Below are 16,668 nucleotides of genomic sequence, written 5' to 3' on the forward strand. Positions count from 1 at the left end.
CGACAATCCGAAAGGTTAAGCCGGGAACGGGGACGGATGTGTTACGGCGCGTAAGGTGGAGATTACGCGTTGTTACCGCGCCAGCGGCGCAGTGCATGAAGGGCGTCGTGAGCGCGCCCGCGCGCGCTATGGGCGACGCCGGTGCAGGCGGTCTTTGCCGCTGCGGCCGGATTGAGCGTTGAATTGACGGCCGTTGCCGGCAGCGCTTCGAGGGTGACATTGGCGCCCTGCGCGCCGCGCTGCGAGCGACGGCGATCGGCCCACAGCATCAGCACGACGGCGATCGAGCCGCCGGGCAGCACGAACATGGCGGCATAGAGCCCGATCTTGCGCCAACGCGCTGCCCCACCGGCATGCGCGAAGGCATGTCGTGCCGTGCAGGTGACCGAGCGGCCAATGCCGCCGAGCGCGTTTTTGAGGTACAGCATGGCGCGAGCAGAGAAGAAATTCGGGAATCTAACGAGTGTAAGTGCTTGCCTGTAATAATATTGACTATGCAATCAAATCACAACTTACTTTGCGCTGCATCAATCCCGCTGTTGTTTTTACGCTGCGATAGCGACAGATCGATGAACGCGGCGACAACTGCGTCCTGGCTGGAAATGCCGATTTGTCCCCTTGACTCCAAAATAGATTTCACTGCCCAGGCAGAAAAATAACCGGCTAGAATGCGCCTGTTTCCGTAATGGATGAAAACGTCTTTCCCATGAGTGACGGCCCCTACGTGCCGGATGCGCCGGGCAAGGTCGGCGTCGTGCCGAGTCTCGGTTATTTCCTTTCGACTGCCCGCAACGTGCTGGCCGCCCGTATGGATCGCGCGGTCGCGCCGCTCGGGCTGACATCGTCGCAGATCGGCGTGATCATGCTGCTCTGGTTCGAGCGCGCCCGCACGCCCAACGAGATGTCGCGCGTGCTGTCCTACGACACCGGCTCGATGACGCGCATGCTTGATCGCCTGGAGAAGAAGGGCTTTATCGAGCGCCAGCGCAGTCATGTCGATCGCCGGGTCGTGGAACTCGAACTCACGTCGCTCGGGCGCGACGCAGCGCAGCAATTGCCCGATGTGATCGCTTCGGTGATGAACGAGCAGCTGCATGGCTTCAGCGCCGATGAAGTCACGACGCTCGTCAGCCTGTTGCAACGCTTCATCGCCAACGATGCGCACACGCAGGCGGTGTGCGGTCATACGGAAAGCACGGCGGGATAGCACGGCGCACAGGCTGATTGATTCACCTGAACACGCTCGCGGCCTTCTTGCCGTTGGTCTGCACAACGGGCAACGGGCTGACGGCGCGTTTAAGAGGACCGCATTGCATCGGAATAACTGTCTGGGCAGACAATGCCCCGGCATATAAATAGGCACGATCGTTCGCTCGGCGTTTATTGCAAGGGCAACGGTCCGCACGCAGGTCAAAGCAAGCGCAGCAAACAGAAAAACCCGACCAACGCTCCTGAAGAAGGACCCGAAGATGGACGCCTCAACCGCCGCGCCCGGCTCTGCCCCGGCTGGCGCCGAACTCAAGCCCCTTTCCGGCGGCACGCTCGCGCTGCTGACGGTGGGCCTCGCGCTCGGCACTTTCATGGAGGTGCTCGACACCTCGATCGCCAACGTCGCCGTGCCGACCATCTCGGGCAACCTGGGCGTGGCCAACAGCGAAGGCACCTGGGTTATCTCCTCGTATTCGGTGGCCTCGGCGATTGCCGTGCCGCTCACGGGTTGGCTCGCGCGCCGGGTGGGCGAGGTACGGCTCTTCACGCTCTCGGTGATCCTGTTCACGATTGCCTCGGCGGCCTGCGGCTTCGCCTCGAACTTCGAGACGCTGATCGCCTTCCGGCTCGTGCAGGGGCTGGTATCCGGTCCGATGGTGCCGCTTTCGCAGACCATCCTCATGCGCTCGTATCCGCCCGAGAAACGCGGCCTCGCGCTTGGCCTGTGGGCGATGACGGTGATCGTCGCGCCGATCTTCGGCCCCGTGATGGGCGGCTACATCACCGACAACTACACCTGGCCGTGGATCTTCTATATCAACGTGCCGATCGGCCTGTTTTCCGGCGTGTGTGCGTACCTGCTGCTGCGCGGCCGCGAAACGAAGATCACGAAGCAACGCATCGACGCCGTGGGCCTCGCGCTGCTGGTAATCGGCGTGTCGTGCCTGCAGATGATGCTGGACCTGGGCAAGGACCGCGACTGGTTCAGCTCGAAATTCATCGTTGCACTGGCGGTCATCGCGGCGGTGTCGCTGGCTTTCATGCTTGCGTGGGAAGCCACCGAAAAAGAGCCCGTCGTCGATCTTTCGCTGTTCCGCGACCGCAACTTCGCGCTCGGGGCGTTGATCATCTCGTTCGGCTTTATGGCCTTCTTTGGGTCAGTGGTGATTTTCCCGCTCTGGCTGCAGACAGTGATGGGCTACACGGCCGGGATTGCAGGCCTTGCCACAGCGCCCGTCGGTCTGCTGGCGCTCGTGCTATCGCCCTTGATCGGACGCAATATGCACAGGCTCGATCTGCGCCTGGTGGCGAGTCTGGCGTTCCTGGTGTTCGCGTTCGTGTCGATCTGGAATTCCACCTTCACCCTCGACGTGCCGTTCAGTCAGGTGATCCTGCCGCGACTGGTGCAGGGTATCGGCGTGGCGGGTTTCTTCGTGCCGATGACGACCATCACGCTCTCAAGCATTTCCGATGAGCGCCTGGCGAGCGCTTCCGGTTTGTCGAACTTCCTGCGTACGCTATCAGGCGCCATAGGCACGGCGATCAGCACGACCTTCTGGGAGGACGATGCGATCTATCACCATGCGGTGCTGACGGAATCGGTGAACGTGTATTCGCCCAATACCACGGCGTATCAGGACGCGCTGGCGAATCTTGGCTACGCGGGCCAAAGCATGACCGCCAAGATCAATGACGTGGTGACGTCGCAGGGCTACATGATGGCGACCAACGACTTCTTCCGCATATCCTGCGTGGTGTTTCTGGTGCTGGCTGCGCTGGTCTGGATCACGAAGCCCAGAAAAGGCGCGGGACCGTCCCTGGGCCATTGACGGCCCGAGGACGGCCCCGCAACGCTTCGTTGCGCGCTTGCGCCCGTTTAGCGAGCCGTTACGCCGTTGGTCTGGATTTCCACGCGGCGGTTCTGCGCGCGGCCGTTCGCCGTGGCGTTCGATGCGACCGGCTTCGACGCACCGTAGCCATGCACCTCGTACTGGCCGGCGTGCAGTCCGCGCGATTGCAGATAGTTGCGCACGGTTTGCGCACGGCGCATCGAGAGGCGCTCGTTATAGGCCTTCGAGCCGACGGAGTCGGTGTGGCCGTCGATGACCACCGTGCCGATATTTACGCCGTCGCTGTCCGACACGAACTTGTCGAGCGTCGCCTTGCCGCCCGGCAGAAGCTCGGACTTGTCGAATGCGAAGTTGGCGTCCGCGTTCAGCGTGATCGTGCGCGGCGGTTGCGGGATGGGCGTGGGGGGCGGCTGCGGGACCGGCTGCTGCACGACCGGTTGCGGCGCCTGGCAGACGAACATGATTTCGCGCGGATCGTTTTCGGGCTGGAAGCCTGCTGCGGCGCGATCGACCGACGAGACACGCATCGGCTGCTTGTCGCCGCAGATCTCGTTGACCTTCTTCATACAGGCCTTGGAGCTTTCAAGCAGTCCCTGGCACTGCACACGATAAGCCTGCGTGCCGTTGGCGAGCGTGACGACGTCGAGATTGTGCATAGGGCCCGACGCGGTGGTGCAGCCAGCGGCGACGATCAGGAAACCCAGCATGCTGGCTGGTAGAAGTCGCATTTTCATTGTTTGGATTCGGATGATTGGAGAGGAGTGGAACTGTCCGGCGCACGCCGAAGCAGGCTCAAGATACTTTTCCCCAGCAAGCCGCCCAATCAGAAAATGCCTAAATCATCAATCGAATTGATTCGACTCCGGTGTTCTCTCAATTTTTCGATTCGAAATTAGGAGAACTCGCAATGTCGAGCAAGCATGCCCCGGAATGCGGGGGCATGCAGCGAGGCGCGAGGTGGCGTGCTTGTGTCAGCGCCAGCTCAAGGCGCGGGAGCCGACGCGCCCTGCGCACTTTGCGGTGCATCGCCGGCATCGCCCGTTTCGCTCGCGCCCTTGCCGCCCGGGATCGACTGTTCGATGCCAGTACGCACGTACTGCTTGAAAGCCGCGCCCGCCGCCCACGGATCGGGCTTGCAGCCGATCGCGCTATCGCAATGCGCCGCAAAGCCGATGGTGGTGGTGCCGTCGCCGTTCGGGGTTTTGGTGATTTCGTAGGCAAGCGCGCGTTTGCCGCCGCCGGGGCCGGCGGTCTGGATCAGCGAATCGGTGACGGTCTGCACTTCGTACATCGAATGGCCGCGCACCCAGTCCTGGGCGCGTTGCCACCAGATATCGCACTGCGGCTTGTCGCTGCAGGTGAGCGGCGCGGTGGCGATCTGCATGACGTCGGGGTCGACCTGGCCGCGCGGCGCGCAGGCAGCCAGCGCCGCGCAGAGCAGGATCGGCAGGGTTCGTTTCATCGCGTGGGTTCCTCCCTATAGGGGCACGCGCGCCGCGCGGCCCGTCCGTTTTGTCGATTGCATCGATTGCGTGACTCGTTGGAGTCCCTGCAAGACTATAAGGGATGGAACCAGGGATTGAAGCGCAGCAGGCGCAGCCCGTCAGTGCATGCCGCAAGTGCAATGCCTGCTGCGCCGGATCCGGCGTCGAGAAAACCCGCGCTCAGACGCTGAAGCGATTGAGCGTATAAGCGCGATAAGCCGCGACAAAGGCATCGAACGAGCCCACTTCCTCGCGTTCGAGCCTGGCCTGCTCGTCAAGCGATTCACGGGCGAGCTTGTCGAAATGCGCTGTCGTCTGTGCGTCGAGCGGACGCGCAAGGAAATCCGCGGCATGACGCTCGCTTTGTGCGAGCGCAAATTGCAGGAAGCTTTGCTGCTCGTCGCGCATCGTTTGCAGCACGCGCGCGGAAGGCGTGAGCGACGCATCGGCCAGTTTCGCGCGCTGGGCCGCGAGCGCTCGCGCGTGTTCGTCGCTGCCGTGCAGCGCGTCGAGCATCGCCGCCGTGTGTTCGATCTTCTCGAACAGTTCCGTTGCCCAGTCCTGCATGGCGACGGGCTGGCCGCCGCGCATGAGCGTAAGCCCCGGCTTGCGCCCTTCCTTCGTGACGAGGCCGAAGTTCTCGTCGGCTTGCGCGTAATCGGCTTGGGGCAGCGGCGGGCTGTCGTCGAGCGCGCAGGCGAGCAGATAGGCGTCCAGAAAACGCGCCGCTTCCAGCGAGATGCCGATGGGCTCGAACGGGTCGATGTCCATGCAACGCACTTCGACGTACTGCACGCCGCGCGCGGCGAGCGCATGCAGCGGCCGCTCGCCGGGCCAGGTCACGCGCTTCGGGCGGATCGTCGAATAGAACTCGTTTTCGATCTGCAGGATGTTGGTGTTGATCTGCACCCACTCGCCGTCGCGATGCGTGCCGATCGCCTCGTAAGGCGGATACGGCTGGCTCACGGCCTGCGCGAGCGCATCGAGATAGCCCGGCAGCGTGTCGTAGTCTGCACGCAGCGCCGATTGACCCGTCGTGTTCGAATAGCCGAGGTCGCTCATGCGCAGGCTGGTCGCGTACGGCAGGTAGAGCGTATCGGCGTCGAGGCTTTGCAGCGTGTGCTGGCGACCGCGCAGAAAACGCGCGTCGAGCGCGGGCGAAGCGCCGAACAGATACATCAGCAGCCAGTTCGTGCGGCGGAAATTGCGGATCAGCGCGAGATAGCGTTCGGACTGGTAATCCGTCTGCGTGGCCGTCGATTGATCGTGCGCATGCAGCACGCGCCACACTTCTTCGTTGAGCGAATAGTTGTAGTGGATGCCGGCGATGCACTGCATGGTGCGGCCGTAGCGCAGCGCGAGACCCATGCGGTAGACGTACTTCAGCTTGCCGATGTTCGAATTGCCGTAGCGCGCGATGGGAATGCCGTCGTCGCTTGCGGGCAAAATGCCGGGCATCGATTCGTTCCAGAGCATTTCGCCGTCGCGCGCGAGCACGCTATAGACGTAGCGATGCAGTTCGTCGAGCTTATCGAGCGTGATCGCAGCGTCCGGCTCGGCGGGCGTGATGATCTCGATCAACGCTTCCGAATAGTCGGTCGTGAGCGACGGATGCGTGAGTGCCGAACCCAATGCCGCGGCGTGCGGCGTCATGGCGAGATGACCGTCGCGCGTGACCCGCAGGCTTTCCTTTTCGATGCCGCGCAGACCGCGCGTGAGCGCGTCGCGATGCGGCCCGGCGCTCAGCACGGAAAGGCGCTGCGTGAGAACGTCGTTCGTGCGTGTAGAGGTCGTGTCTGGCATTGAGGACTGGTCGGGCACTGGCCGGCGGCGACGCCGCTGTTGCACGCTGTTGCATACACGCGCGCGCCGCTGGCTGGGAATTTTTCGGTAGCGGGCACTTTAACATCTCGCCGAAAGACCTGCTTGAGGCCACCTCGGGGTTGCCTTCGCGGCCAGCTTGACGTCGCCGCAAGTCAATTCTGGCGGGGGTTTGAGCGCCTTACGCGGGTCACTGGCTGCACGGTCGATGCGGCCTTGTCGAAGCCGCCGCAATAACGTCGATGGCGGTGTGCTGCTACACATCGCGCCTCCCGCGTCAGCCCCCACGCGCCGCGCCGGCGCGATCGGCGATTTCGTTCCAGAGATGCATGGCCGCATAGGCGCGCCACGGACGCCAGGCGTCGGTGCGCTCGCGTTGTTGCGTCGCGCGCACAAGCGCGGGGTCGCGCGCCGCGATGGCTTGCATCAGTACGAGGTCGGTGGCGGGCCAGGCGTCGGCGTCGCGCCAGGCGCGCATCGCCACGTATTCGACGGTCCACGGGCCGATGCCCGGCAACGCCAGCAGCGCCGCGCGCATGGCGTCGAGCGTGGGGGTCCCGGCCGCGGCGTTCTGGCGTTCGATGGCGACTTCGCCGCTCGCGACGGCCGCTGCGAAACCCTGCAACGCCGCGATGCGCTTGCCCGGCATGCCGATGCCGGTGAGATCCGCCGCAGCCAGATCGGCGGGCGCAGGAAAGCGCCACGCCGTGCGCGCATGCGGATGGCCCTCGATAGGTTTGCCGACGCGCTCGACCAGCCGCCCGACGATCGTGGTCGCGGCTTTGACGCTGACCTGCTGGCCGACGATCGCGCGTATCACCAGTTAGAACCCTGACCACGCGCCCGGCACGCGCAAACCGGGCGCGGCGGTCACGAGCGGCCCGAGCCACGGATCGGCGCCCAGTCCCCCGGCAATTGCCGCCGGATTCGCATGGATGTCGAACACGCGCCCGAGCGGCGCGGCGAGCGCAGCCGCATGCCTGCTCACCGGCCCGTCGATCTGTGCGACGAGACAACGCTTGCGCGCATGACGACGCACGGCGAGCGTGCCGCTCGCGCCATTGAAGTCGATGGCGCGCAGCCACGCGCCGTCCTCGACCGCTTCCACGCCAGGCGTTGCGCGGCCCGCGAGGAAGCGCAGCATGCGCGGCCAGTCATAGGGCGCGCGAAACGGCAGTTCGAGCGTGGCGCTCGCGTCTTCGGCGGGTTCGGGGACTTCGTCGGTTCGCTGGACAGCGCTCAAGCAGTGGTCTCCGGCGGGATGTTGACTTTGCTGGCGCGCTCGCGCCTTTCGAGTCGCGTGCCAGGTTGCACGGTTTGCATGGTCACGTGCACTTCGCCCGCGCGCGCTTCGGCGTCGATCAGCGCGGCCTTGCGCTCCAGGCCCCAGCGATACCCCGCGAGCGCGCCGCCCTTTTGCACCACGCGATGGCAGGGAATCGCCAGCGCTACGGGGTTCGATGCGCATGCGCTCGCCACGGCGCGCACCGCGCGCGGCGAGCCCAAGGTTTCGGCGATCTCGCTGTAGCTGCGGGTCTCGCCATAGGGAATGCGCTGGAGCGCGTCCCAGACGCGCTGCTGGAACGCCGTCGCGGCAATGTCGAGCGGCAGTTCGATACGTTCGCTGCGGCCGTGCAGATAGGCGTCGATCTGCGCCACGAAGGGCGCGAGGCCCGCGGCATCCTCGACGCAACTGGCGTTTTCAAAATCCGCGCGCAGGCTGTCGCTCAATGCCTGGGCGTTGTCGCCGAAAGCGATGCGGCAGATGCCTTTGTCCGTCGCGGCGATGAGCACGCGCCCAAGCGGCGTGGCCGCGCCCGCATAACGGATCGTGAGGCCCGCGCCCTTGCGCCGGAACGCCGAGGGCGCCATGCCCAGCTCGCCCGCCACGCTCTCGTAGAGCCGCGACGACGAGTTGAAGCCCGCGTCGGCGCTGGCGCGCGTGACATCGACGCCTTGTGCGAGCGCGTCGCGCAGCACCGCGCCGCGCCGGGCCGCCTGATATTGTCGCGGCGAGACGCCCAGCACGCGCTTGAACAGGCGCTGGAGGTGGAACGGGCTCAGATGCACCGCTTCGCCTAGCTGGGCGAGCGTGAGGCGCTCCTGCGGATCGGCGTCGAGGGCCGCGCAGGCGCGGCGCACGATCTCCAGCTCGCGCGGCAGGCCGCCGGGACGGCAGCGTTTGCATTCGCGGTAGCCGGCGGCGCGGGCGCTGTCGGCGTCGGCGAAAAAATCGACGTTTTCGCGGCGCGGCAGGCGCGACGCGCAAGAGGGGCGGCAGAACACGCCGGTGGTGCGCACGCCGTAGAAGAACTGGCCATCGGCGCGGGCGTCGCGCGCCGCGATGGCGGCCCAGCGCGCGCCATCGTCCGCGATGTCGGCCTCGTCGAGGCTTGCTGAACTTGCTGAAGCGGTGGACTGGACGGCGTTCATGTCAGGACTCCCGGTGAGAGCGAATGCGATGGTCCCACTGTAGTCGCCCGTCCGCGTGCGGGCGCGCCGGATCTTGCGCTGTCGTCCGGCACGCTTGATCGATCAGCTTATGGACGCGCTCAGTGTCTATTTTGCCCTTTTGCGCCACGCCGATGAGCTCGCCAACCGGCCCTTTTCAAGGGCGCCGCCGCCTGCACGCCCGGGTTTCGCCCGAGCCTCGGCCGGACTTCAAAAGCGCGCTGCGACAATTTGGCACCATTGCGGGTTTTCCCTAAAAATTTGTTGCAACGCGTCAGAGCGCTGTGTATAGTGGTTCTTGTCTCCTCCATGTCTCCTCCTGATATGGATTAAGCCCGCTCACAGCAGCGGGCTTTTTTTCGTCCAGCGTTTTTGCACGCGCTGCGGCCGACTTTCCCCGCCCGATTTCCCTCTACACTGCCCGAATCCACTCACGCGCGCCGCAACGGCCCAGCCAGCGGGGAAGACCATGCAGATCCAGATTCGCGAAATCGACCATGTCGTGATCCGCGCGGGCGACCCGGCGGCCATGACGCGTTTTTACTGTGAGATTCTGGGTTGCCGCGTCGAGCGCGAGGAGCGCGAACTGGGGCTGGTGCAACTGCGCGCCGGGCGCTCGCTGGTCGATCTGATCGCGGCGGGTGGTCCGCTCGACCGTAACGCCAACGGCGGCGCGGGCCGCAACATGGATCATCTCTGCCTGCGCGTGGAGCCGTTCGACGGCGAGGCGCTCAGGGCCTGGTTGATGCAGGCGGGAGCGCATCCCGGCGAGGTGGTCGCGCGCTATGGCGCTGAAGGCCTGGGACCGTCGCTTTATCTGTACGATCCCGAAGGCAACATGGTCGAGCTGAAAGGCCCGCCTGCTGACTGATGTGATGCGGCGTCAGACGTTCTCGGGCGCCTTGAGAACTGTCCATTCGACGGCCACCGGCTCGCTTTTCTCACTGCCGATCCACGCTGCGCCGTCCTGAACCGTGCATTGCAGCCGCATGGTGCGCTCCGCGAGCTTGCCCAGCGAAGCCGCCACGCCTTCGCCCAGCGTCCACACGGTGACGTTGCGCAGGCGTTCCACCTTGCTGCGCACGCCCTGCCACCAGATGTCGGACGTGCGGCCGCCATAAGCGATCACGACGACTTCCTCGGAACGGCCGCTGGCCTTGGCAATGCGGCGCTCATCCGGCTGGCCGACCTCGATCCAGGTCTGGATCGCGCCCGTGTAGTCCTTGCTCCATAGATCCGGCTCGTCGGTATCGGAGAGGCCCTTGCAGAATTCCAGACGCTCGCCCGCGAACAGCGCGAAGGCGGCGATGCGGACCATCATCCGGTCGTCGGTTTCCGAGGGATGGCAGGCGATCGTCAGCGCATGGTCGGCGTAGTAATGCCGGTCCATGTCCGCAATCTGAAGCTCTGCCTTGAAGATGGTCGATTTGAGTGCCATGCCGAATCCCGCGCCGCGCAAAAGCCGCACATGATAGCGAGTTCCAGCACGTCCTGTGCCGCATTCGTCGGACGGCAGCGCGCTGGATCATCAGGCATGATCTGTCGCGAAAATGACGATGCCGTGACGCCTTGGCGCCAATCCGGCGTTTTTCGTGCGGCCGTTACGGCCTGACGAAGCGGTCGCTGGTCCAGAGACCATGATCGTCGGCGTTGGCTGCATTCACGAATTCGATGTCGTGGCCGTCCACGCGAACGACGCGAAAGGTCTGGTTGTCCGGGGTGGAGAGGCAGCGGAAATCCGCGAAATATTCCTGCATCTGCTGTTGCTCGCCTGCCTGTTCATGCAGCGTGACGGCGTCTAGCTTGTCTTTCGAAAGGCAGCCATACGATCCGGGTTTGAATTGCACCGTTTGCTGCGGTCTGACCGCGGCGTCCTGCGCTTGCGCAGCGACGCAGCACAGCAGACCGGCGGTGAGCAGGGCCGTCGTTGCCGGCATTTTCATGATTGGCTCCTCGCTCGCGCCGCTTGCGCACGGTGCAGATTGTTATTCAGGTTAGCTATGTATTTAACGGTTCTATCCCGGCCAACTTTCTGAATCTAGAAGACGGCAAGCGGAGTGCAAGGACGTCTTGTGTGCGTGCGCAGCAAAGGTGAACCCTTGGGGCGTTTGCGAGCGCTGTCGGAAAGCGCTGGCGCAGCGCACATCGTCTTCGTGATCGCTTCTGCGCAAACGCACGCGATTACTCGCAGGGCGCAGAAGAAAAACGATGCCAGGCGCGCCCTTGCACAGCCAGAAACTTCGTGGATAAATGGGATACCCCTACCGGCTAAGCGCCACGGAGACCGTCATGACTCTTGCCCACTGGCTGCCTTTTGCAATCGCATCGGCAATACTCGTCACCATTCCCGGACCGACCGTGCTGCTCGTGGTGTCCTATGCGCTCGGCCATGGGCGTCGCTACGCGCTCGCGACCACCGCCGGCGTAGCGCTGGGGGACTTTACGGCGATGACAGCCTCGATGCTCGGTCTCGGCGTGATCCTTGCCGCCTCCGCGACACTATTCTCGATGCTCAAATGGGTCGGTGCGGCGTATCTGATTTACCTCGGCATCAAACTCTGGCGCGCGCCGGTCATGGCAGCCGATACCGCCGACACTTCTGAAACCCGCACCGGTCGCATCTTCGCGCACGCTTACGCCGTCACCGCCCTTAATCCGAAGAGCCTGATTTTCTTCGTCGCCTTCGTGCCGCAGTTCATCGACCCGCACGCCGCTGCGCTGCCGCAGATCGTCATCTTCGAGGCGACCTTCCTCGTGCTTGCCACGCTCAACGCGTTCGGCTACGCCGTGCTTGCGGCGGCAGCGCGCCGCGCCGTGCGCAGCCCGCGGGTGCAACGCGTGGTCAACCGCACTGGCGGGTCGCTGCTGATCGGCGCCGGACTGTTTGCTGCGGTCTGGAAGAAGTCGGCGGCCTGACAAAGGCCCTCGCTTTCGCGTTGTCGTCAACCCGGTAAGATCCGGGCACATGACCTGCTCCAGCGTTTGCGTGCGGCGGTGCACCTTTTTTTGATGAATCAGTATTCGCCCGCAGTACAAGTTGTAGCTTTCCGGCTACAATGAATTCGCAACCGCTTGACAACCAGGAGCTTATCGTGATCGAGCACGTAATACTGGGCGCGTTTCTGGTCATCCCCCTCGTCATTGTCGTTTTTCTGTTTTCGGACGAAATCCTGGAGGAGCATAGGCAGCGCGTAGAGGCGGGGGCACCTCATATCGATTGGCGTCATCCACTGCGCCGCATCCTGCATCACTGATTTGGGGCACGATTGACGGTCCGGCACCTGCCGCCGGGCCGACATTCATGTCTGGCGCGGGGGCGCCGCCGTTGAGGCAGCAGGTGTCGGGTCTGATCGCAGGAGGGACTCATGGATTTTGAGTTCTCCTGGATGACGAACTACGTCGCCCTGTTCGCGCTGAGGGTCTGTTCATCGCTCTGTCTTTTGCTCTGTATTTGCGTTGTCCCGGCGCCGGCAGGCGTCGCGATCCCCCGCCTGCAGCGACTGATTCGCATGCCGAATCAAACTCATCGCCTCCCCGCGCACCGTAATTCATCGGCTGCGTAATTCGTCGTTACCACTTGCATCACCTGTATCCGCGCTTCGCGACGACAATCGCTCGCACGTTTTCAAAGGTTCTCAAGGAGAACGTCATGCGTAAGATTGCAGCCGTACTGGTGGTAGCGGGATGCGTGCTGGCGGCCGGTCCGGCCAGCGCGCATGATCATGGCGGCGATGTGGTGGGCGCGCTCGTTGGCGGCGCGCTGCTTGGCGCGGTGGTGGGTGCGGCGATCAACAGTGGCCCGGCCGTGGCTTATCAGGCGCCGCCCGTCTACGCCGAACCGGCACCGGCGCCCGTACCGGTCTATGTCGAACCGGCTCCTGTCTACGCCGCCGCGCCCGCGCCGGGCCGTTGCTACGACCGGTATTCGGGCCGCTACGTGCCCTGCGCGCCGCCCCAACCGTCTCCGCCGCCCGCAGCGTATTACGGCTATGGCGACGGTGGCGGCTACGGTCAGCCCGGCTGGTAAGCGGGCACGTCCTGCTCGATCGGCGTGATCTGCAGATTCAGCTTTTGCGTCAGCCTGACGATCGTGAATTCAACCGCGCGGCCGATGCGCGAGGCGTCGAGCAGACGCTGAAGCGCATCGATGCCGTCGACGGCCACGCCGTCGATCGCGACAATCGTATCGTCCACGCGCAGCCCGCCCAGCGCGGCGGGACCGCCCTTCACCAGTTCCATCACGCGCACGCCGCTCGTCGCATCCAGTTCGAAAAACCGTTGAATCCTGCGGGCGATCGGCACGGTCGTACCGGCGATGCCAACGTGCGCCCGGCGCACTCGCCCGTGCGCGAGCAACTGCGTAATCACCCACTTCGCGGAATCGATTGCCGTGGCGAAGCAGATCGCCTGAGCGCCCGGGATGATGGCGGTGTTCACGCCGATCACCTGGCCCGCCGAATTGACTAGCGGGCCGCCCGAATTGCCGGGATTGAGCGCGGCGTCGGTCTGGATCACGTCGTAAATCATTCGTCCCGAGTTGGAGCGCAACGATCTGCCAAGCGCCGACACCACGCCCGTGGTGACCGTCTGCGCAAGACCGAGCGGACTGCCTACGGCAATCGCGATCTGTCCCACTCGCAGCTTCGCCGATTCGCCTAGTTGTGCATGCGGCAGAACCTCGGAAGCGCCGATGCGCAGGACCGCGAGATCGGTGCTCGGATCGTCGCCGACCAGATCGGCGTCATAGGTCGAACCGTCGGCGAGCGTCATGCGCAGCGCGCTCGCGCCATGCACGACGTGGCTATTGGTCAGCAGATAGCCATCGGGAGTGAACAGGAAACCCGAACCGCTGCCGCCGCGCGCCGCGCCCTGGCTTGCAGATGGCGCGCGGCGCTCGACCGCGATATGGGCGACGGCGTGCTGCACGCGTTCGAGCGCGCCGATGACGGTTTGCGAATAGGCGTCGAGCAAGGCTTCGTCGCCGTGAGGACGGGTGTTCGCGCGGTCGGCGTTGGCGTCAGTGGCTGCGAGGTCGCGCGCGAGATCGTCGATGAAGGATGGACGTCTTCCCACGATCAGGATTCTCCGATGAATGTGCGCCGTACATGCAGGGGCTCAAGCATGATTTCAAGAGGCTTACCTTGATCGCACAGCGGGCGCGGCAAGTTCGTTTTGAGGGGCGGATTGACGACCGTCAGCGAAAGTCAACGATTGTCAGATCCGTTGCGCAGCCATTGAAGCGACAGGAGCGAGCTACGACAATGGTTCTGCGGCGACGTCCCCTCGCGCCGTGCTGTCAGTAGTTGTTGGCAAGCTCTTTCGCCGCGGCCGCTGCCGCGGCTATTTTTTGCCGCGTGCTCTCGCAGGCATCGCGCCGTTGACCCAATCCCGCGCACAACAGAAAAAAGCCCGCACTGTGGCGGGCTAATCCATGCTCGGGTTACATGGCGAGGTAAATCAAATCGGCATTGCGGCGCCCTATTTGCGGGCTGCGCGCCGACCCGCTCGTCAGGCGGCGAGGCGCGCCTTGAGCTGCAGACGTTCGAGTTGCGTCATCAGCGAGTCGATCGTACGAAACTGGGTTTGCGAGAGCTGGGCCGAGTCGAGGAGATTCGACAGGCGGCGATGCCAGTACTCGACGGAGAGAATCGGAACCGTACCGTCTATCAACAGTGACGGCACCATGACGCGCATGATGTGCGCGATTTCCTGATCGATGAACATGATTTCGTTAGGCCCCCGGAACGGTCCAGATCTCATTTATTTGATTGGATCTGTGATGTCACTCTAGTTCGCCGGTGGCCGGTGACTAGCTATCACAATTGATAGGGGCGCGAGAGGCATGGCCAGGTGATGCGCGAGAGGGCCGCCAGAGGGCCATTCCAGCACCCTCGACGTTCGGTTGACAGGCTTGAGCCAGGAGATATCCTGGTGTTATGCCGTTGTCCTTAATGTCGCCAGCCGTGGCCGTAATAGCCGCCAACGCCGACCCCAACATTCACTGCAGGCGCGGCGTAATAACCTGGAGCGTAACCGTAACCGTAGGCCGACGCCGGCGCATAGGCATAAGGGGGCGCTACAACGCAGCCCGTGAGCGAAGCGATGCCTGCAGCGGCGAGCAAGGCACCAAAGAGTCGAAACGTTTTCATGATGTTCTCCCGAATGCATTGATTGTCGGCAATCGCGAGGTTTGAAAACGAAACGATGTGTGACCGCTCGTTACGGCGGTAAAAATCCGGGGCGGTAATACGCGAGCGCGGTGTAAGCCGTTGCAATCGGCTCACAAACCTTACTGATTGCCGACGACCGGCATCAGCGATATGTCGATGTCGAGCTGGATGATTTGGGATCCTGCTTATTTGGGTGCGAATTACTTGCCGATGCAAAACCGGCTGAAAATCACCCCAAGCAGATCGTCCGACGTGAATTCGCCCGTGATCGAGTTCAACGACTCCTGGGCAAGCCGCAACTCCTCCGCGAACAGATCTAGCGATTGCGCATTCTGCTGCGCATGGTCAGCGGCCTGCGCGAGTTGCTCGCGTGCGGCGCGCAATGCGATCAGATGGCGCTCTCGTGCGAGATAAACGCTTTGCGCGTCCGCCTGCCAGCCCGCGATACGCAGCAGTTCAGCGCGCAGGAGCGCTACGCCGTCACCCTGCTTCGCCGAGAGCCGCACTTCGCACAGCTCGGCGCCATGATCCATCGCGCGCTTCGCGACTTCGGGCGCCACATCGGTGAGATCGGTCTTGTTGAGCACGCGCACCACCGGCACGCCCGCCGGAAAACGGGCGGCAATCGTATCGTCTTCCGCTGTCATGCCCACACGCGCGTCGAGCAGATGCAGCACCACATCGGCACGGCCGATTTCGCTCCACGTGCGCTCGATACCGATCTTTTCCACCTCGTCTTCGGTTTCGCGCAGCCCCGCCGTGTCGATGATGTGCAGCGGAATGCCTTCGATCTGGATCGTCTGCGAAATCTTGTCGCGCGTGGTGCCAGCCACCGGCGTGACGATCGCGAGCTCCGCGCCCGCGAGTGCGTTGAGCAGCGATGATTTGCCGACATTCGGCTGCCCCGCGAGCACGACCGCGAGACCCTCGCGCAGCAGCGCGCCCTGACGCGCTTCGGACAGCACGTGGTCGAGCTGCGCGCGGATCGCGCTGAGCTTGCCGCGCGCATCGGCGGCTTCGAGGAAATCAATCTCCTCCTCGGGGAAATCGAGCGTCGCTTCAACCAGCATGCGCAGCGTCACGACGTTGTCGACCAGCGCGTGAATATCGCGCGAGAACGCGCCGTCAAGTGAGCGCCCCGCCGAGCGCGCGGCGGCTTCGGTACTGGCTTCGATCAGATCGGCGACGGCTTCGGCCTGCGCGAGGTCGAGCTTGTCGTTGAGGAAGGCGCGGCGCGTGAATTCGCCGGGTTCGGCCAGGCGCAGGTCGAAGGCGCGTCCCGCCTCGATGCAGCGTTGCAGGACCAGCTGCAACACGATCGGGCCGCCGTGGCCCTGCAGTTCCAGCACGTGTTCGCCCGTGTACGAATGCGGCGCCGGGAAATACAGCGCGATGCCGCGGTCGAGCACGGTGCCCGCGCCGTCCAGGAACGGCACGTAGCTCGCGTGCCGGGCGGCCAGCGTCTGGCCGGTCAGCGCCTGCATGAGCGCAACGGCTGCCGCCGCGCCCGCGCGGCCAGCCGACACCCGCACGACCCCGATTCCGCCGCGACCGGGCGCAGTGGCAATGGCGACGATGGGATCGGTGTCGGTGGCGAGCATGGCGGATGTAGTCGAGTTGAAGCGGTGTGATCGGATGTCGGCGGCGAAGCGCCTGAGCGTATTCTGGCGCCTGCGCAAAAGT

17 protein-coding genes and 1 pseudogene are annotated in these 16,668 nt (G+C 64.2%); 6 read left to right on the top strand and 12 right to left on the bottom strand.

Annotation, left to right across the window (positions count from 1 at the left end):
- Window positions 1-62: 62 nt before the first annotated feature.
- Window positions 63-428: a hypothetical protein gene (locus F4827_RS03895; protein ID WP_183721811.1), complete on the bottom strand. Its 366-nt coding sequence runs from the start codon at window positions 426-428 to the stop codon at window positions 63-65.
- 278 nt (window positions 429-706) lie between these two features.
- On the opposite strand from F4827_RS03895, the gene F4827_RS03900 reads away from it, so the two are divergent.
- A complete protein-coding gene (locus tag F4827_RS03900) occupies window positions 707-1,207 on the top strand; it encodes a MarR family winged helix-turn-helix transcriptional regulator (RefSeq protein WP_183721814.1) in 501 nt (166 codons plus the stop codon).
- Window positions 1,208-1,469: 262 nt separating this feature from the next.
- Entirely contained in the window at window positions 1,470-3,038 is a 1,569-nt protein-coding gene (locus F4827_RS03905; RefSeq protein WP_183721817.1) for a DHA2 family efflux MFS transporter permease subunit, read from the top strand.
- Window positions 3,039-3,085: 47 nt separating this feature from the next.
- Here F4827_RS03905 and F4827_RS03910 read toward each other — a convergent pair whose 3' ends face one another.
- From F4827_RS03910 to ada, 5 genes and pseudogenes are all read right to left on the bottom strand, one after another.
- Entirely contained in the window at window positions 3,086-3,787 is a 702-nt protein-coding gene (locus F4827_RS03910) for an OmpA family protein (RefSeq protein ID WP_260174957.1), read from the bottom strand.
- A gap of 254 nt (window positions 3,788-4,041) precedes the next feature.
- Window positions 4,042-4,521, bottom strand: a complete 480-nt coding sequence (locus F4827_RS03915; RefSeq protein ID WP_260174958.1) for a hypothetical protein — start codon at window positions 4,519-4,521, stop codon at window positions 4,042-4,044.
- A 202-nt stretch (window positions 4,522-4,723) separates the two neighbouring features.
- A complete protein-coding gene (gene gshA / locus F4827_RS03920) occupies window positions 4,724-6,346 on the bottom strand; it encodes a glutamate--cysteine ligase (protein ID WP_183721823.1) in 1,623 nt (540 codons plus the stop codon).
- A gap of 295 nt (window positions 6,347-6,641) precedes the next feature.
- A pseudogene (locus F4827_RS03925) lies at window positions 6,642-7,607 on the bottom strand (DNA-3-methyladenine glycosylase family protein).
- Entirely contained in the window at window positions 7,604-8,797 is a 1,194-nt protein-coding gene (ada, locus tag F4827_RS03930; protein ID WP_183721825.1) for a bifunctional DNA-binding transcriptional regulator/O6-methylguanine-DNA methyltransferase Ada, read from the bottom strand. The pseudogene F4827_RS03925 and the gene ada overlap by 4 nt, the downstream one beginning before the upstream one ends.
- A 487-nt stretch (window positions 8,798-9,284) precedes the next feature.
- On the opposite strand from ada, the gene F4827_RS03935 reads away from it, so the two are divergent.
- The gene (locus tag F4827_RS03935; RefSeq protein WP_183721827.1) at window positions 9,285-9,686 is read left to right on the top strand and encodes a VOC family protein; all 402 of its coding nucleotides are present in this window, start codon (window positions 9,285-9,287) and stop codon (window positions 9,684-9,686) included.
- A 12-nt stretch (window positions 9,687-9,698) separates the two neighbouring features.
- Here the strand turns inward: F4827_RS03935 and F4827_RS03940 are convergent, their stop codons facing one another.
- Together F4827_RS03940 and sap1 are read right to left on the bottom strand one after the other, a co-directional pair.
- A complete protein-coding gene (locus F4827_RS03940) occupies window positions 9,699-10,253 on the bottom strand; it encodes a YaeQ family protein (protein WP_183721828.1) in 555 nt (184 codons plus the stop codon).
- A 163-nt stretch (window positions 10,254-10,416) separates the two neighbouring features.
- The gene (gene sap1 / locus F4827_RS03945; RefSeq protein WP_183722709.1) at window positions 10,417-10,752 is read right to left on the bottom strand and encodes a surface attachment protein Sap1; all 336 of its coding nucleotides are present in this window, start codon (window positions 10,750-10,752) and stop codon (window positions 10,417-10,419) included.
- Window positions 10,753-11,104: 352 nt separating this feature from the next.
- On the opposite strand from sap1, the gene F4827_RS03950 reads away from it, so the two are divergent.
- From F4827_RS03950 to F4827_RS03960, 3 genes are all read left to right on the top strand, one after another.
- Complete coding sequence (locus F4827_RS03950; RefSeq protein ID WP_183721830.1) at window positions 11,105-11,731, top strand: LysE family translocator; 627 nt, start codon at window positions 11,105-11,107, stop codon at window positions 11,729-11,731.
- Between the two features lie 176 nt (window positions 11,732-11,907).
- Window positions 11,908-12,069 (top strand): hypothetical protein, encoded by a 162-nt coding sequence (locus F4827_RS03955; RefSeq protein WP_183721832.1) that lies wholly within the window; start codon window positions 11,908-11,910, stop codon window positions 12,067-12,069.
- Window positions 12,070-12,464: 395 nt separating this feature from the next.
- A complete protein-coding gene (locus F4827_RS03960; RefSeq protein WP_183721834.1) occupies window positions 12,465-12,842 on the top strand; it encodes an ecotin precursor in 378 nt (125 codons plus the stop codon).
- On the opposite strand, the gene F4827_RS03965 is transcribed toward F4827_RS03960, so the two are convergent.
- The 4 genes from F4827_RS03965 to mnmE all read right to left on the bottom strand — a co-directional run bounded on the left by F4827_RS03965 (window position 12,827) and on the right by mnmE (window position 16,586).
- On the bottom strand, window positions 12,827-13,888 hold the full coding sequence (locus F4827_RS03965) for a S1C family serine protease (RefSeq protein WP_183721835.1): 1,062 nt from the start codon (window positions 13,886-13,888) through the stop codon (window positions 12,827-12,829). The genes F4827_RS03960 and F4827_RS03965 overlap by 16 nt on opposite strands.
- 435 nt (window positions 13,889-14,323) lie before the next feature.
- Window positions 14,324-14,539 (bottom strand): hypothetical protein, encoded by a 216-nt coding sequence (locus F4827_RS03970; RefSeq protein ID WP_183721838.1) that lies wholly within the window; start codon window positions 14,537-14,539, stop codon window positions 14,324-14,326.
- 224 nt (window positions 14,540-14,763) lie between these two features.
- The gene (locus F4827_RS03975) at window positions 14,764-14,964 is read right to left on the bottom strand and encodes a hypothetical protein (RefSeq protein ID WP_183721840.1); all 201 of its coding nucleotides are present in this window, start codon (window positions 14,962-14,964) and stop codon (window positions 14,764-14,766) included.
- Window positions 14,965-15,185: 221 nt separating this feature from the next.
- Complete coding sequence (mnmE, locus tag F4827_RS03980) at window positions 15,186-16,586, bottom strand: tRNA uridine-5-carboxymethylaminomethyl(34) synthesis GTPase MnmE (protein ID WP_183721843.1); 1,401 nt, start codon at window positions 16,584-16,586, stop codon at window positions 15,186-15,188.
- Window positions 16,587-16,668 lie beyond the last annotated feature (82 nt).

Source organism: Paraburkholderia bannensis, assembly GCF_014200455.1.
Classification (GTDB): Bacteria; Pseudomonadota; Gammaproteobacteria; order Burkholderiales; family Burkholderiaceae; genus Paraburkholderia; species Paraburkholderia bannensis_A.

Excerpts from the sequence above, each read along its gene's own strand:
- F4827_RS03895 (WP_183721811.1), bottom strand. The coding sequence starts at position 428 with ATGCTGTACCTCAAAAACGCGCTCGGCGGCATTGGCCGCTCGGTCACC.
- F4827_RS03900 (WP_183721814.1), top strand. The coding sequence starts at position 707 with ATGAGTGACGGCCCCTACGTGCCGGATGCGCCGGGCAAGGTCGGCGTC.
- F4827_RS03905 (WP_183721817.1), top strand. The coding sequence starts at position 1,470 with ATGGACGCCTCAACCGCCGCGCCCGGCTCTGCCCCGGCTGGCGCCGAA.
- F4827_RS03910 (WP_260174957.1), bottom strand. The coding sequence starts at position 3,787 with ATGCGACTTCTACCAGCCAGCATGCTGGGTTTCCTGATCGTCGCCGCT.
- F4827_RS03915 (WP_260174958.1), bottom strand. The coding sequence starts at position 4,521 with ATGAAACGAACCCTGCCGATCCTGCTCTGCGCGGCGCTGGCTGCCTGC.
- gshA (WP_183721823.1), bottom strand. The coding sequence starts at position 6,346 with ATGCCAGACACGACCTCTACACGCACGAACGACGTTCTCACGCAGCGC.
- ada (WP_183721825.1), bottom strand. The coding sequence starts at position 8,797 with ATGAACGCCGTCCAGTCCACCGCTTCAGCAAGTTCAGCAAGCCTCGAC.
- F4827_RS03935 (WP_183721827.1), top strand. The coding sequence starts at position 9,285 with ATGCAGATCCAGATTCGCGAAATCGACCATGTCGTGATCCGCGCGGGC.
- F4827_RS03940 (WP_183721828.1), bottom strand. The coding sequence starts at position 10,253 with ATGGCACTCAAATCGACCATCTTCAAGGCAGAGCTTCAGATTGCGGAC.
- sap1 (WP_183722709.1), bottom strand. The coding sequence starts at position 10,752 with ATGCCGGCAACGACGGCCCTGCTCACCGCCGGTCTGCTGTGCTGCGTC.
- F4827_RS03950 (WP_183721830.1), top strand. The coding sequence starts at position 11,105 with ATGACTCTTGCCCACTGGCTGCCTTTTGCAATCGCATCGGCAATACTC.
- F4827_RS03960 (WP_183721834.1), top strand. The coding sequence starts at position 12,465 with ATGCGTAAGATTGCAGCCGTACTGGTGGTAGCGGGATGCGTGCTGGCG.
- F4827_RS03970 (WP_183721838.1), bottom strand. The coding sequence starts at position 14,539 with ATGTTCATCGATCAGGAAATCGCGCACATCATGCGCGTCATGGTGCCG.
- F4827_RS03975 (WP_183721840.1), bottom strand. The coding sequence starts at position 14,964 with ATGAAAACGTTTCGACTCTTTGGTGCCTTGCTCGCCGCTGCAGGCATC.
- mnmE (WP_183721843.1), bottom strand. The coding sequence starts at position 16,586 with ATGCTCGCCACCGACACCGATCCCATCGTCGCCATTGCCACTGCGCCC.